Below are 15,685 nucleotides of genomic sequence, written 5' to 3' on the forward strand. Positions count from 1 at the left end.
ACCTGAGGAGTCACACCATGGGCATTCCAACCATCAAACACGTCCGCGCCTTCACTCTGCGAGGCGGCGGCGCGGATTATCACGATCAGGCGGACGGCCACTGGATCGACGATCACATCGCTACGCCGATGAGCAAATACCCCGAGTATCGCCAGAGCCGCCGCACCTTCGGCATCAACGTGCTCGGAACCCTGGTGGTCGAGATCGAAGCCAGTGATGGCACGGTCGGTTTTGCCGTGACCACTGGTGGCGAGCCTGCCGCGTACATCGTCGAGAAGCATCTGGCACGTTTCCTCGAAGGTGCACGGGTCACCGACATCGAAAAAATCTGGGACCAGATGTACCAATCGACGTTGTATTACGGCCGCAAAGGCATCGTCATCAACACGATTTCCGGCGTCGATCTGGCGCTGTGGGACCTGCTCGGCAAGATCCGCAAGGAGCCAGTGCACCAATTGCTCGGCGGTGCGGTGCGCGACGAATTGCAGTTCTACGCCACCGGCGCCCGCCCGGACCTGGCGCAAAAAATGGGCTTCATCGGCGGCAAGATGCCGCTGCACCACGGCCCGGCCGAAGGTGAGGAAGGCCTGCGCAAGAACTTCGAAGAGCTGGCGACCATGCGCGAGCGGGTCGGCCCGGATTTCTGGCTGATGCTCGATTGCTGGATGAGCCTGGACCTCAATTACGCGACCAAACTGGCGGTCGGCGCCCACGAATATGGTTTGAAGTGGATCGAAGAAGCCCTGCCGCCGGACGATTACTGGGGCTACGCGGCCCTGCGCAACAACGTGCCCAAAGGCATGCTGGTGACCACCGGCGAACACGAAGCCACCCGCTGGGGCTTCCGCATGCTTCTGGAAATGGGTTGCTGCGACATCATTCAGCCGGACGTTGGATGGTGCGGCGGGATCACTGAACTGGTGAAGATTTCCGCCCTTGCCGACGCCCACAACGCCTTGGTCATTCCTCACGGCTCTTCGGTGTACAGCTATCACTTCGTTGCCACCCGGCATAACAGCCCGTTCGCCGAATTCCTGATGATGGCGCCGAAGGCTGACGAAGTGGTGCCGATGTTCCATCCGCAATTGCTCGGCGAACCGGTGCCGGTGAACGGCCGCATGCGTCTGTCAGCCCTCGACCAACCGGGCTTCGGCGTGACGCTCAACCCGGAATGCCAACTGCATCGGCCGTACAACCGCTGAGAAAGGACCCCACCATGAACATGCCTCACAACGCTTTCAAGGCCGCGCTGAAAAATCCGGCGACCCAGTACGGGATCTGGGCCGGTTTCGCCACCGGCTATGCCGCCGAAATCGTCGCCACCACCGGTTACGACTGGATGCTGATCGACGGTGAACATGCGCCGAATACTGTGCCCGGCGTACTCGCGCAATTGCAGGCGGTGGCGCCCTACTCCACTGCGCCCGTCGTGCGTGCGGTGACGGGTGACGCCAACCTGATCAAGCAACTGCTGGATATCGGCGCGCAGACGCTGATGATCCCGATGGTCGAAACCGCCGAACAAGCGGCCGCCCTGGTGCGCGCCATGCGCTATCCGCCGCATGGCATTCGCGGCGTCGGCGGCGGTTTGACCCGCGCCACGCGCTGGGACGGCGTGCCGGATTACCTGAACACCGCCCATGAGCAGTTGTGCCTGATCGTCCAGGTGGAATCGCGCACAGGTGTGGAAAACGTCGAAGCGATTGCCGCCGTCGAAGGCGTCGACGCGGTGTTTATCGGCCCGGCAGATTTGTCCATCGGCCTCGGCCATGCCGGCAACCCGGGTCATCCTGAAGTCCAGGAACGTATCCAGCACGCGGTGAAAGCGACGCTCGCGGCCGGCAAGGCCTGCGGCATTCTCGCGCCGAACGAAGAAGACGCGCGCCGGTATCAGAGCTGGGGTTGCCAGTTCATTGCGGTGGCCATCGACATCAGCCTGCTGCGCCAAAGCGCCATGACCACCCTCGCGCGCTATCGCACACCGGCCACCGAGCACGCGCCGTCGCGCACCTATTGATCAGCCAAGGAGTCGTCCCATGTCGTCCGTGCCCGTCTACGAAAACTTCATCAACGGCCAGTTTGTGGCCAGTGCTGCCCACCTCGATGTGATCAACCCGGCCACCGGTGCCGTGCTGTCGAAAGTCCCGGCCTCGACGGCCGAAGACGTCGACCGCGCCCTCGCCGCCGCGCGTGCTGCGCAAAAAGACTGGTCGCGCAAACCGGCGATTGAGCGCGCCGGGCATTTGCGTCGAATCGCAGCCAAACTGCGGGAGAACGTCCAGCATCTGGCGCGCACCATTACCCTGGAGCAAGGCAAGGTCAGCGGCCTCGCAGAGGTCGAAGTCAATTTCACCGCCGATTACCTCGACTACATGGCCGAGTGGGCCCGGCGCATCGAAGGCGAAATCATCACCAGCGACCGGCAGAACGAAAACATCTTTCTGTTCCGCAAACCGCTGGGTGTGGTCGCCGGGATTTTGCCGTGGAATTTCCCGTTTTTTCTGATCGCCCGCAAGATGGCCCCGGCCCTGCTGACCGGCAACACCATCGTGATCAAACCCAGCGAAGAAACCCCGAACAACTGCTTCGAATTCGCCCGGCTCGTCGCCGAAACCGATCTGCCACCCGGCGTGTTCAATGTGGTCTGCGGCGATGGTCGAGTGGGCGCGGCACTCAGCGCGCACAAGGGCGTGGACATGATCAGCTTCACCGGCAGCGTCGACACCGGTTCGCGAATCATGGCCGCTGCCGCACCGAACATCACCAAACTCAACCTGGAACTGGGCGGCAAGGCGCCGGCCATTGTGTTGGCGGATGCCGACCTCGATCTGGCGGTGAAAGCCATCCGCGATTCGCGGATCATCAACAGCGGCCAGGTGTGTAATTGCGCCGAGCGGGTGTACGTCGAACGCAAGGTCGCCGATCAGTTTATCGAACGCATTTCTGCGGCGATGAGCGCGACCCGTTACGGCGATCCGATTGCCCAGCCGGACGTAGAAATGGGTCCGTTGATTAATCGCCAGGGCCTGGACAGCGTCAACCGCAAAGTCCGTACGGCGTTGAGTCAGGGTGCGAGTTTGATCAGTGGAGGGCAGATTGCCGATCTACCGAACGGCTTCCACTTCCAGCCCACGGTGTTGGCCGGGTGCAGCGCCGATATGGAAATCATGCGCGAAGAGATTTTCGGCCCGGTGCTGCCGATCCAGATTATCGACGACCTCGACGAGGCCATCGCCTTGGCCAACGATTGCGACTATGGCCTGACCTCATCGATTTACACCCGTGACCTGAGCAAAACCATGCAGGCGATGCGCGAGCTGGATTTTGGCGAGACTTACGTCAATCGGGAGAACTTCGAGGCCATGCAGGGCTTCCATGCCGGGGTGCGTAAATCCGGGATTGGTGGAGCGGATGGCAAGCATGGGTTTTACGAGTACACGCATACCCATGCGGTGTATTTGCAGGGCTAAGTCCTGCGGCGCTGCTGATGCCGCCTTCGCGAGCAAGCCCGCTCCCACATTTTGATTTGTGTACGACTCAGATCAATTGTGGGAGCGGGCTTGCTCGCGAAGGCGTCAGGTCAGGCACATCGAATTAAAAGTCGACCGTTGCCGAAAGCAGATAGGTCCGAGGCGTCGACAGCGTCAACCCAGGCTCGCTGTCATCCGAGGCCCCGGCCGAACTCCAGTAGCGCTTGTCCGCCACGTTCTCGATGTTGGCGCGCAACGTGATGTTCTTCTCCTCGATCCTGAACGCGTAGCGCGCGCCCACGTCGAAACGCTCCCAGGAATCGATTTCCTTGTTGTTGGACTGATCCAGGTATTGCGAGCTGGAATAGATACCGCGGCTGGTCAGAGTCAGGCCCTGAACAGTCGGCACGTCCCACTCGGCGCCGAGGTTGACGTTGTATTTCGGTGTGGCCGGCGCACGGTTGCCGTCGAACGTGCCATTGGCGGTGTTGGTCAGTTCGCTGTCGATGTACATCACACCGCCGAGCAGACGGAATCCATCGAGCGGCTCGCCGAATACACTCAATTCCACACCGGTGTTTTCACGCTTGCCGTTCGGGCCGAAGAGGCGCGTCGTGGCATTGGTCTCGTAGGCCGGCTGCTTGATGCGGAACACCGCAGCGGTCACCGCAAAAGCACCGGCGTCATACTTGGCGCCGACCTCGACCTGGCGGCTGATGAACGGCGGGAAGATCTCGTCTTCGTTGATCGAGGTCGACGGCGCGATCTTGCCCTGGCTCAGGCCTTCCATGTAGTTGGCGTACAGCGACAGCTTGTCGGTGGCCTTGAACAGGATGCCGCCCGACGGCGAAACCTTTTCCTCGTCGTAAGCGGTGTCGCCTTTGACGTTATCCGACCAGTCGTCAACCTTCACCCGCTGCCAGCGCGCGCCAAGGGTCAGCAGCAGCCGGTCATCGAAGAAGCCCAGGGTGTCGGACAACGCCACGCCGCTAAAGCGGTTTTCGGTGTAGACCTTCGGATCCTGTCGCGTCGGTCTGGCCGGCGTGGGGGTTTCCACCGGGTTGTAGAGGTTGCTGGGCGCCGCCGCGTAACGCGCGCCGCCATTTTCGAAGTCCATGTAGAAGTAGCTGGCGGCCAGGTTGACCTCATGGCTCACCGGGCCGGTATGAAACCAGTTGCGCACCCCTGCCGTGGCCGTCCGCACATTTTCGTCGCGGGTGAAATCGCGCGGCTGCACGCTGAAATCGCCCCGGTCATTGGTGACTGCAACGGCATGCCGCAGGAAGTCATGGTTGCTTTTGCGCGCGCCGACACCGCCGTACAGCATGACGGAATCGTTGACATCGAACTCACCGTTCACCGTGCCGAAGGTGTCATTGGTGCTCGCCTTGCTCCACGGTTGCGCATAGTTGTGGCGTACATCGCTGGCATGCGGAACCTGCGCGTTGGCGTTGACCTGCACGCGCTCTTGCGGGGCGTCGGTGTCACGCTCGGTGCGCCCGATGTCCGTCGAGAGCCGCAGGCGATCACCGCGAAAATCCAGGCCGAGTACGGCCATCTCGCGGTCGACATTCTGCTGATCCCATTCGGTGTCGCCGGACTGCTTGACGCCGTTGAAGCGAATACCGAATTTGTTGTCCTCGCCAAAGCGCCGGCCGACATCCACGGCACCACCGACCTGGCTGTCGGACGCGTAGCTGCCGGTGAACGAAGTGATCGGTTCGTCGGTGGCGCGTTTGGGCACCACGTTGATCCCACCGCCCACGCTGCCCCGCGGCGAGATGCCGTTGATCAACTGGCTCGGACCCTTGAGGACGTCGACGCGGTCGGCCATCTCCATGTCGATCGTATAAGTCGGCAGCACGCCGTAGAGACCGTTGTAGGCAACATCACTGTTGAACAGGCTGAGCCCGCGAATGGTGAACTGCTCGTAGCGCCCACCCGCCGGGTTGGTGGCGCGAACCGACGGATCGTTGGCGATCAGGTCGCCCAAGGTGCGCGCCTGCTGGTTCTTGACCACCTCGCTGGTGTAGGTGGTCATGCTGAACGGCGTTTCCATGAAATCTTTGGAGCCCAGCAAACCCTGCGAACCGCGACGCGCGACCTGGCCGCCGGCATACGGATCGCCGTCCACCGGGTCGATGGAGCCGAGAATCGAGGTGGCGCCCAGTTGCAGGCCGCTGCCTTCTGGCGCCGGGGTCAGGATGTAGGCCTGCTCGCCCACCGGTTGCAGTTGCAGACCGGAACCCTGTAACAGGCGGGCAAAGCCCTCCTCCACGGCAAACTCGCCAGACAGACCTGGGCTGTTGCGACCGCTCACCAGCGCCGGGTCAACCGAGAGGTTGACGCCCGCCAGACCGGCGAATCGGGTCAGTGCTGCGCTGAGGCTGCCTGCCGGCACCTGATAACTGCGTCGAGGTGCGTCTTCGGCCCAACTGGCAGTGATGAATAACGGACAGGCACTGAGGCTCAGCAACAGGCTCAAGTGCATTAACGGGCGCAGGCGGGATGAAGCCAGACGCGGACTCGATGGGAACACTGCGGGCATTGAAGAAGCTCTCTTATTTCGTTCACTTGCCTTGAATGACAAGCGACGCGAAAAAAGGGGACACGCTTCAAACACTATTTTTGCGCGGCAGCAGCGTTACCCAATAACGCGTACGCGAATGCACCTCCAACGGCAGGCTGGCCGCCAGCAGCGAGAGGATACGATCGGTGTCTTCCAGGCGAAAACTGCCGGTGACGCGCAGGGATTCCAGCTCCGGCTCCCAGCGCAGCACGCCTGGGCGATAGGTGCTGAGTTCGCGCAAAAAATCGCCCAACGGCTGGTTCTGCGCCATCAGCACACCATCACGCCAACCGGGGGCGAGTACGTCGAAGGGCTCCACGGCGCCGGCACCCGCGACCTGAAGGCTGACTTGCTGACCGGCGCGCAACGAGAAGACCGGTCCGTGCAACGGCTGCAACTGCACCGCGCCGTTCAGCACCGACACTCTGCAACCCGTCTGCCACTGACGAACACACACTTCGCTCTGACTGACCACCACCTGGCCAAAGTGGGTCTGGATCGTCAGCGGCGAGGTGCCGGGGACTTTCAGGGCTATTTCGCCTTCCACAAGTTTCAGTAACCGGTTTTTCAGATCGATATCGACGGCACTGGCGGTGTTCAATTGCAGCGAGCTGCCATCGGCCAACTGGACCTTCTTGCCCTCCCCGGTTGCCGTGCGCAGGTCGGCACTCCAGACATCCAACGGCAACTGCCGACTGATCAGCCAGGCAGCCGGCACCAACGCGATCGCGCCGACGGCACGCTTGAGCACCGTGCGGCGGCTTGGCTGCGGGCGGTCCAGACTGGCCATCGCCAAAGCTGGCGGCAGGCCGGTGAAGCGTTGACGCAAGAGTTGCGCTTTCTGCCAGGCCTGTTCGTGGCTGGAATGGCTGTCGAGCCAGCGCTGCAGCTCGGCTCGGTCCCGCTCATTGGCGGTGCCCGACTCCATGAGCGCCAGCCACTGCGCGGCCGCCCTTATGACTTGGCGGATGTCGGCCGAAGGGGCTGAACTGTTCACAGGTCCACCAGCAGGCAGTGTTCGTAGGCTTGGGCCATGTAGCGCTTGATCGTGCGCTCCGAGACTTGCAGGCGCTCGGCAATTTCCTGATAGCCCAGACCTTCCAGTTGGCTCCAGAGAAACGCCCGTCGCACCGGAATCGGCAACCCATCGAGCAGTTCGTCGAGGGCTTGCAGGGTTTCCAGCAGAATCCAGCGCTGTTCGGGGGATGGCACGCAGTCTTCCGGCAGCAGCGCCAGTGCATTGAGGTAGGCCTGCTCGAGGCTGCGGCGCTTGTAGAAGTTGGTCAGCAGGCGTTTGCCCACGGTCGCCAGGTAGGCGCGGGGCTCTTGCAGGTCAGCAATGCGCTGGGAGCTGGCGAGCAAGCGCACGAACGTGTCCTGGCTCAGGTCCGCTGCATCATGACCATTGCTCATGCGTCGTCTCAACCAGCTTTCGAGCCAGCCGCGATGGTCGCGGTACAAGTCGTGGAAGGTTTGCTCCTCCGGCATCGCTGCATCGCTCATTTCAAGAAGCCCTGTGCCAAGGAGTTGTCGTAAATGAGAGTGATTCTAATTAATGTCGGGCGTGTGAAGGAAGCGCTTTATGCATCGGCTGAGCAGAAAGGTTTGATTGGGAGGATGTAAAGGAAGGAAAAGCCAAATCGCAGACACAAAAAACCCCGGTCTTTCGACCAGGGTCTTTGCTATCGACTCGAAGATAACCAACGGCTTTCTTCGTAGCTTCAAGGCGTTCAGTGGGCCTTGAGGCAGATATGGCGCAGCGGACGGGACTCGAACCCGCGACCCCCGGCGTGACAGGCCGGTATTCTAACCGACTGAACTACCGCTGCGTATCGCTTTGGACTTTCGCCCAAGTAACTCGTCTGATTGAAAACTCAGAAGCTTTTCAATCTCGAACCAGATAAATCTGACTCGGAAAATATGGCGCAGCGGACGGGACTCGAACCCGCGACCCCCGGCGTGACAGGCCGGTATTCTAACCGACTGAACTACCGCTGCGCGTCGGTGGAGGCTTTTAAAAGCTTCCATCTTGCTTTCGCAAGACTCTCGGATTTGGTGGGTGATGACGGGATCGAACCGCCGACATTCTGCTTGTAAGGCAGACGCTCTCCCAGCTGAGCTAATCACCCGTTTGCATCTCCGAGGCCGCGAAATTTACGCAGGTAGCGAACCTAAGTCAATAGCAGGATTGAAGTTTTTCTGAAAAAGACAGAATTGTGTCGTACGCAGTAGACCGCTTTCGCGAGCAAGCCCGCTCCCACAGGGGTTTTGCGTCGTACACATAATCTGTGTTCACTGACAATCAACTGTGGGAGCGGGCTTGCTCGCGAAGGCGGCGGCACACCCAACATAAATGCTGGCCTGGTCGCCGCTGGATTACTCGCTATAAATCATCTTCTTGGTCATGCCGCCATCAACCACAAACTCCTGGCCCGTGACGAAACCGGCATTCTTCGACAGCAGCCACGCCACCATCGCCGCGACGTCTTCGACGGTCCCTACCCTGCCCGCCGGATGCTGGGCATGGTCGGCATCGGTCAAGGGTTCGGCACGTCGTGCTGCGGGATCTCGCGCATCGATCCAGCCGGGGCTGACCGCGTTGACGCGAATTTCCGGCCCGAGGCTGATGGCCAATGCGTGAGTCAGGGCCAACAGACCGCCCTTGCTTGCCGCATAAGCCTCTGTGTCCGGTTCCGACTGTCCGGCGCGGGTCGAGGCCAGGTTGACGATCGCACCGCTGTGAGCGCGCAGATACGGCGCACAGTGCTTGGCCAACAGCATCGGCCCACTGAGATTGACCGCCAGCACCCGATTCCAGTAAGCCAGATCGAGGCTTTCCAGGGTGATGTTGTGCGGGTCGGCCACCGCCGCGTTGCACACCAGCGCATCCAGGCGCCCGAATTGCCCCAGCACCTCGGCGACGCCCAGCGCCACCTGCCCCTCGTTCGACACGTCCATGGCGATGAACCAGGCGTTTGCGCCCAGCACCTTCGTCACTTTCGAACCGCGCTCTCGATCGAGGTCGGTCAGCACCACCTGCCAGCCTTCGCTGATCAGCCAGGCCGCGATCCCCAGCCCGATGCCGCGTGCGGCACCGGTGACCAGTGCAACGCGGCCATGGGTGCCGGTGCCCGGCGTGGACAACTCGATCACAAGGCAGCCAACCCGCGCGCCAGATCGGCTTGCAGGTCAGCCACATCTTCCAGACCGACCGCGATGCGGATCAGGCTGTCACGAATGCCCGCCGCTTCACGCTCTTGCGGCGCCAGACGGCCGTGGGAGGTGGTGCTCGGGTGCGTGATGGTGGTCTTGCTATCGCCCAGGTTGGCGGTGATCGAAATCAGACGGGTCGCATCAATAAAGCGCCAGGCGCCCTCTTTGCCACCCTTGACTTCAAAACTCACCACGGCACCGAAACCTTTCTGCTGACGCAGGGCCAGTTCGTGCTGCGGATGGCTCTTGAGGCCGGCGTAATGGACTTTCTCGATGCCGTCCTGCTGCTCCAGCCACTCGGCCAGCTGCTGGGCATTGGCGCAATGCGCCTTCATGCGCAGGCTCAGGGTTTCGAGGCCCTTGAGGAAGATCCAGGCATTGAACGGGCTCAGGGTCGGCCCGGCGGTGCGCAGGAAACCCACCACTTCTTTCATCTGCTCGCTGCGACCGGCGACAACGCCGCCCATGCAACGACCCTGGCCGTCGATGAACTTGGTCGCCGAGTGCACGACGATGTCCGCGCCCATCTTCAGCGGTTGCTGCAATGCAGGGGTGCAGAAGCAATTGTCGACCACCAGCATCGCGCCTTTGGCGTGAGCGATTTTTGCCAACTCGGCGATGTCTACCAGCTCGGCCAACGGATTGGACGGCGACTCGACGAACAGCAATTTGGTGTTGGCCTTGATCGCCGCGTCCCAGCCGGACAAGTCCGCCAGAGGCACGTAATCGACTTCGATACCGAAGCGCTTGAAGTACTTTTCGAACAGGCTGATGGTCGAGCCGAACACGCTGCGCGACACCAACACGTGGTCGCCGGCGCTGCACAGGCTCATCACCACCGCCATGATCGCCGCCATGCCAGTGGCCGTGGCCACGGCTTGCTCGGCGCTTTCCAGCGCGGCAATGCGTTCTTCGAACGCGCGCACGGTCGGGTTGGTGTAGCGCGAATAAACGTTGCCCGGCACTTCGCCGGCAAAGCGTGCCGCCGCGTCGGCAGCGGTACGGAATACATAGCTGGAAGTGAAGAACATCGGATCACCGTGTTCGCCTTCCGGCGTGCGGTGCTGACCGGCGCGTACGGCCAGGGTATCGAACGCTACGCCTTCGAGGTCGCTGTCCAGCCGACCGGCATCCCAATCCTGACTCATGCTGTCACTCCTTGCCTTGCTCGGTAATGGATACAAAACCGGCCTGTAGGAGCATGGCTTGCCCGCGAAGGGGCCTTTGGGAACGCCAAAAGCTTCGCGGGCAAGCCTCGCTCCTACAGGCCGTTCGTTTACTCAGTTGTTGTACAGATCGATGATCGCGCTGACTGCCTGCGTCTTGACCTTGGAGGCATCGTTACGCGCCTGCTCGATCTTGTTCAGGTAAGCCTCGTCGACGTCGCCGGTGACGTACTGGCCGTCGAACACCGCACAATCGAACTTGTCGATCTTGATCTTGCCGCCACCGACCGCTTCGATCAAGTCGGGCAAGTCCTGATAGATCAGCCAGTCGGCGCCGATCAGGTCAGCCACGTCCTGGGTCGAACGGTTGTGGGCGATCAGTTCGTGAGCGCTCGGCATGTCGATGCCGTAGACGTTCGGGTAGCGAACGGCCGGGGCTGCGGAGCAGAAGTAGACGTTTTTCGCGCCGGCTTCACGGGCCATCTGGATGATCTGCTTGCACGTGGTGCCGCGAACGATCGAGTCGTCCACCAGCATCACGTTCTTGCCGCGGAATTCCAGTTCGATGGCGTTGAGCTTCTGGCGTACGGATTTTTTCCGTGCAGCCTGGCCCGGCATGATGAAGGTCCGGCCGATGTAGCGGTTCTTCACGAAACCTTCGCGGAACTTGACGCCCAGGTGGTTCGCCAGCTCCAGGGCCGCGGTGCGGCTGGTATCCGGGATCGGGATGACCACGTCGATGTCGTGTTCCGGACGCTCGCGCAGGATCTTCTCGGCGAGTTTCTCACCCATGCGCAGACGGGCCTTGTAGACCGACACGCCATCGATGATCGAGTCCGGACGCGCCAGGTAGACGTGTTCGAAGATGCACGGGGTCAGGGACGGGTTGGTTGCGCACTGACGGGTGTGCAGCTTGCCGTCTTCAGTGATGTAGACCGCTTCGCCCGGTGCCAGGTCGCGAATCAGGGTAAAGCCGAGTACGTCCAGGGAGACGCTTTCGGAGGCGATCATGTACTCGACGCCTTCGTCGGTGTGACGCTGGCCGAAAACGATCGGGCGGATGCCGTGCGGGTCGCGGAAACCGACGATGCCGTAACCGGTCACCATCGCTACGACCGCGTAGCCACCGACGCAACGGTTGTGCACGTCAGTGACGGCAGCGAACACGTCTTCTTCAGTCGGCTGCAACTTGCCGCGCTGGGCCAGTTCGTGCGCGAACACGTTGAGCAGCACTTCCGAATCGGAATTGGTGTTGACGTGGCGCAGGTCAGATTCGTAAATCTCCTTGGCCAGCTGTTCAACGTTGGTCAGGTTACCGTTGTGCGCCAGGGTAATGCCGTAAGGCGAGTTGACGTAAAACGGTTGAGCTTCGGCCGAGGTCGAGCTGCCCGCGGTCGGGTAACGCACATGACCAATGCCCATGTGGCCGACCAGGCGCTGCATGTGACGCTGATGGAACACGTCACGCACCAGGCCATTGTCCTTGCGCAGGAATAACCGGCCATCATGGCTGGTCACGATACCGGCAGCGTCCTGGCCGCGGTGCTGGAGGACGGTTAGCGCGTCATACAGCGCCTGATTGACGTTCGACTTACCGACGATACCGACGATGCCACACATGCGACGCAACCCCTACTTAATGGATCTGAACTGAACACAACTCACTGAGGCGTTTTGGCCATCGGCAAGAGGTGCTCCTTGAACGGTATCTCAGCGGGTACGCTGATACCGCTGGCAAGCCACTGACTGCTCCACCCGAGGATCAGGTTTTTGGACCAGTCTGCGACCAATAGAAATTTTGGCACGAGCTGTGACTGTTGCCACCACCCGTCCTGCTGTACCGGCCCCAGGCTCAACAGCCCGACCGCCACGACCACCAGCAACACGCCACGCGCAGCGCCGAAGGCCATGCCGAGGAATCGGTCGGTCCCGGACAACCCGGTGACGCGAACCAACTCGCCGATAAGATAATTGATCATTGCGCCTACGATTAACGTGGCGATAAACATGATGGCACAGCCCGTGATCACACGAGCCGATGGCGTTTCGATGTATCCGGCGAGGTGCTCGGACAATGCACCACCGAACATCCAGGCGACGACTCCTGCAATGATCCAGGTCACCAGCGATAATGCTTCTTTGACGAAGCCGCGGCTCAGACTGATCAATGCGGAGATGGCGACGATTGCAACGATCGCCCAGTCAACCCAGGTAAATGGCACAGTGCAGCCTACAGACGGATAAGGCGGCGCATTTTAGCAGAGCCCATGGCTATCGGTAAGCTGCGATTGTCAGTGCATTTCAAATCGGGGCGATAGTTTTAGTTGCGTTCAGGCTGGAAACGCACCACAAAACCCTTGAGGTTCTTCTGGCGGCCCAACAAGTCGCGCAGACGATCGGCTTCGGCGCGCTCGATCAGCGGTCCGACAAACACCCGATTCTTGCCATCGGCTGTACGGATGTAGGCGTTATAGCCCTGGCTGCGCAGGTCTTTTTGCAGGCTTTCGGCACTGGCCCGGCTCGACAGGCTGGCCAGTTGCACCGACCAGCTGACCGACAGGCCGTTGGCATCGACGCGGCTTTGAGTCGTGTCCGGCTTGCCCGGTGCAGCGGAGATTGGCTGAGAAGGCGCAGTTGCAGGCTTGGCTGCCAAAGCAGGCACCGGAGCCGGTGCGGCCGGTTTGGCGACAGGTGCAGGTGCAGGCGCCACCGGCGCACTCGGTGCAATCGGCGTCAACGGCGCTGCTTCTTGCTGAGCGATTTCATCATCGCTCGGCACAGGTTCTTGAGGCAGCGCTTGTGGCTCAGGCACCACCACCGGCTCGACCTGCACTTGCGGCACCGACGGTGCTTGCGGCGCAGCCGGGGCTTCGACGGTCACCTGACGCTGCTCATCCTGGCGGGAAAACAGCATCGGCAGAAAAATAACCGCCAGCGCCACCAGAACCAGGGCGCCAACCATGCGCTGTTTGTATGCCTTATCCAGCAATGCCATTTGCCGCTTCCTCCGTGGAGCGCCGGGCCAGCCATTCAAGGGCCTCGGCAACACAATAAAATGATCCGAACAACAGAATCTCGTCGTCGCTCGTCGCCAGCGCGCACTGCCCTTCCAGGGCGGCGGCCACGCTGTCATAGGACGTTACCGCAGCGCCAAGGTTCTGCAACGCCGCCTGCAAATCCGCAACCGGGCGCGCACGCGGTGAATCCAGCGGCGCGACAGCCCATTGCTGGACACTAGCATTCAATTCACCGACAACACCATCCAGATCCTTGTCCGCCAACAATCCGAACACCGCCAGGCGCTTGCCGACCGGCGGACGGCTGGCCAGACGGCGCGCCAGATACTCGGCCGCATGCGGGTTATGCCCCACATCCAGCAACAGGTTCAGGCGCTTGCCCTGCCAGTCGAACTGACGACGATCGAGACGACCGACCACCCGCGTCGCTGTCAGGGCTTCAATAATCTGCGCATCCACCCACGGCAATCCGAGCAACAGGTAAGCCTGCAAGGCCAGCGCAGCGTTTTCCATTGGCAAATCGAGCAGCGGCAGATCGCGTAACTCGACCACCTGCCCTTGAGCGTCAAGACCGCGCCATTGCCAATTGTGATCGGTGACACCGAGATCAAAATCGCGGCCACGCAGGAAAAACGGGCAAGACAGCTCGCGCGCTTTATCCAGCAGCGGTTGCGGAGGATTCAGATCACCACAGAGCGCAGGCGCGCCCTGACGGAAGATGCCGGCCTTCTCGAAAGCCACGGATTCGCGGGTATCGCCCAGGTAATCGGCGTGATCGACACCGATGCTGGTGACCAGCGCCATGTCGGCATCGACCACGTTGACCGTGTCCAGACGCCCGCCCAGGCCGACTTCCAGCACCACGGCATCAAGTGCTGCCTGTTGAAACAGCCAGAACGCCGCCAGGGTGCCCATTTCGAAGTACGTCAGGGACGTGTCGCCACGGCCTGCCTCGACTGCTGCAAAGGCTTCGCACAGCGCGGCGTCAGTCGCTTCGACGCCATTGACCTGCACCCGCTCGTTGTAACGCAGCAAGTGCGGAGAATTGTAGACACCGATATTCAGGCCCTGCGCCCGCAGCAACGAAGCCACGAATGCGCAGGTCGAACCTTTGCCGTTGGTGCCGGTGACCGTGATCACCCGAGGCGCCGGTTTGCCCAGTCCCATGCGGGACGCTACCTGTTGCGAGCGCTCAAGGCCCATGTCGATGGCCGAAGGGTGCAACTGCTCAAGGTAGGCGAGCCACTCGCCAAGGGTACGTTCGGTCATAGGTTGGCAGGTACCGGTGGAACCACGATCGGTTCGATAGGTGCGGCAACGAATTTCGGCGTCGGCAGGCCCATCATCTGTGCCAGCAGGTTGCCCAGGCGTGGACGCAGTTCCTGACGGTGAATGATCATGTCGATCGCACCGTGTTCCAGCAGGAACTCGCTGCGCTGAAAGCCTTCCGGCAGTTTTTCACGCACGGTTTGCTCGATCACGCGCGGACCGGCGAAACCGATCAGGGCCTTCGGCTCACCGACAATCACGTCGCCCAGCATCGCCAGACTGGCGGAAACACCACCGTAGACCGGGTCGGTCAGTACGGAGATGAACGGAATACCTTCTTCACGCAGACGCGCCAGTACCGCAGAGGTCTTGGCCATTTGCATCAGGGAGATCAGGGCTTCCTGCATCCGCGCACCACCGGAGGCGGCAAAGCAGATCATCGGGCAGCGATTTTCCAGCGCGTAGTTGGCGGCGCGGACAAAACGCTCACCGACGATGGCGCCCATCGAACCACCCATGAAGGAGAATTCGAAAGCAGAAACCACCACTGGCATACCCAGCAAGGTGCCGCTCATGGAGATCAGTGCGTCTTTCTCGCCGGTCTGCTTCTGGGCAGCGGTCAGGCGATCCTTGTACTTCTTGCCGTCGCGAAATTTCAGACGGTCAACCGGCTCCAGGTCCGCGCCCAGTTCGGCACGGCCTTCAGCGTCGAGGAAGATGTCAATGCGCGCGCGGGCACCGATACGCATGTGGTGGTTGCACTTGGGGCAAACGTCCAGGGTCTTTTCCAGCTCCGGACGATACAGCACAGCCTCGCAAGACGGGCATTTGTGCCACAGACCTTCAGGCACCGAGCTCTTCTTGACCTCGGAACGCATGATCGAAGGGATCAGTTTGTCTACTAACCAGTTGCTCATGCTTTCTTTCTCCAGTACCGGCGGCCCGAACGCTCTGGTTCGCAGCCCCGCGTATGCCCTTGAG

13 protein-coding genes and 3 tRNA genes are annotated in these 15,685 nt (G+C 61.3%); 3 read left to right on the forward strand and 13 right to left on the reverse strand.

Annotated elements, in window-relative coordinates:
* The first annotated feature begins 17 nt into the window (after positions 1–17).
* From rhmD to aldA, 3 genes are read left to right on the forward strand one after another with little or no spacing between them, the layout of a single operon-like run.
* Complete coding sequence (rhmD, locus tag ACA049_RS20475) at positions 18–1,202, forward strand: L-rhamnonate dehydratase (RefSeq protein ID WP_497329350.1); 1,185 nt, start codon at positions 18–20, stop codon at positions 1,200–1,202.
* Between the two features lie 14 nt (positions 1,203–1,216).
* The gene (locus ACA049_RS20480) at positions 1,217–2,017 is read left to right on the forward strand and encodes an aldolase/citrate lyase family protein (protein WP_497329352.1); all 801 of its coding nucleotides are present in this window, start codon (positions 1,217–1,219) and stop codon (positions 2,015–2,017) included.
* 19 nt (positions 2,018–2,036) lie between these two features.
* Complete coding sequence (gene aldA, locus ACA049_RS20485; protein WP_497329354.1) at positions 2,037–3,470, forward strand: aldehyde dehydrogenase; 1,434 nt, start codon at positions 2,037–2,039, stop codon at positions 3,468–3,470.
* Positions 3,471–3,594: 124 nt separating this feature from the next.
* Here the strand turns inward: aldA and ACA049_RS20490 are convergent, their stop codons facing one another.
* From ACA049_RS20490 to accD, 13 genes are all read right to left on the reverse strand, one after another.
* Positions 3,595–6,018 (reverse strand): TonB-dependent siderophore receptor, encoded by a 2,424-nt coding sequence (locus ACA049_RS20490; RefSeq protein ID WP_497329356.1) that lies wholly within the window; start codon positions 6,016–6,018, stop codon positions 3,595–3,597.
* A gap of 67 nt (positions 6,019–6,085) precedes the next feature.
* Positions 6,086–7,036, reverse strand: coding sequence for a FecR domain-containing protein (locus tag ACA049_RS20495; RefSeq protein WP_497329358.1), 951 nt, complete (start codon positions 7,034–7,036; stop codon positions 6,086–6,088).
* Positions 7,033–7,542, reverse strand: a complete 510-nt coding sequence (locus ACA049_RS20500) for a sigma-70 family RNA polymerase sigma factor (protein WP_497329360.1) — start codon at positions 7,540–7,542, stop codon at positions 7,033–7,035. The genes ACA049_RS20495 and ACA049_RS20500 overlap by 4 nt, the downstream gene beginning before the upstream one ends.
* Before the next feature lie 249 nt (positions 7,543–7,791).
* Positions 7,792–7,868: transfer RNA gene (locus ACA049_RS20505), tRNA-Asp, on the reverse strand.
* A 92-nt stretch (positions 7,869–7,960) separates the two neighbouring features.
* Positions 7,961–8,037 (reverse strand) — tRNA-Asp (locus ACA049_RS20510).
* 55 nt (positions 8,038–8,092) lie between these two features.
* Positions 8,093–8,168, reverse strand: a tRNA-Val gene (locus tag ACA049_RS20515).
* A 247-nt stretch (positions 8,169–8,415) separates the two neighbouring features.
* Complete coding sequence (locus ACA049_RS20520) at positions 8,416–9,192, reverse strand: SDR family oxidoreductase (RefSeq protein ID WP_497329362.1); 777 nt, start codon at positions 9,190–9,192, stop codon at positions 8,416–8,418.
* Positions 9,189–10,400: an O-succinylhomoserine sulfhydrylase gene (locus ACA049_RS20525; RefSeq protein WP_010456020.1), complete on the reverse strand. Its 1,212-nt coding sequence runs from the start codon at positions 10,398–10,400 to the stop codon at positions 9,189–9,191. Before ACA049_RS20525 ends, ACA049_RS20520 begins: the two co-directional genes overlap by 4 nt.
* Positions 10,401–10,532: 132 nt before the next feature.
* The gene (gene purF / locus ACA049_RS20530) at positions 10,533–12,038 is read right to left on the reverse strand and encodes an amidophosphoribosyltransferase (RefSeq protein ID WP_046026886.1); all 1,506 of its coding nucleotides are present in this window, start codon (positions 12,036–12,038) and stop codon (positions 10,533–10,535) included.
* Between the two features lie 41 nt (positions 12,039–12,079).
* Positions 12,080–12,640, reverse strand: a complete 561-nt coding sequence (locus ACA049_RS20535; protein ID WP_497329364.1) for a CvpA family protein — start codon at positions 12,638–12,640, stop codon at positions 12,080–12,082.
* A gap of 98 nt (positions 12,641–12,738) precedes the next feature.
* Positions 12,739–13,413: an SPOR domain-containing protein gene (locus ACA049_RS20540; RefSeq protein ID WP_497329366.1), complete on the reverse strand. Its 675-nt coding sequence runs from the start codon at positions 13,411–13,413 to the stop codon at positions 12,739–12,741.
* On the reverse strand, positions 13,397–14,704 hold the full coding sequence (folC, locus tag ACA049_RS20545; protein ID WP_497329368.1) for a bifunctional tetrahydrofolate synthase/dihydrofolate synthase: 1,308 nt from the start codon (positions 14,702–14,704) through the stop codon (positions 13,397–13,399). Before folC ends, ACA049_RS20540 begins: the two co-directional genes overlap by 17 nt.
* Positions 14,701–15,621, reverse strand: coding sequence for an acetyl-CoA carboxylase, carboxyltransferase subunit beta (gene accD, locus ACA049_RS20550; protein WP_010456031.1), 921 nt, complete (start codon positions 15,619–15,621; stop codon positions 14,701–14,703). The genes folC and accD overlap by 4 nt, the downstream gene beginning before the upstream one ends.
* Positions 15,622–15,685 lie beyond the last annotated feature (64 nt).

It is taken from the genome of Pseudomonas sp. LBUM1662 (genome assembly GCF_059695915.1).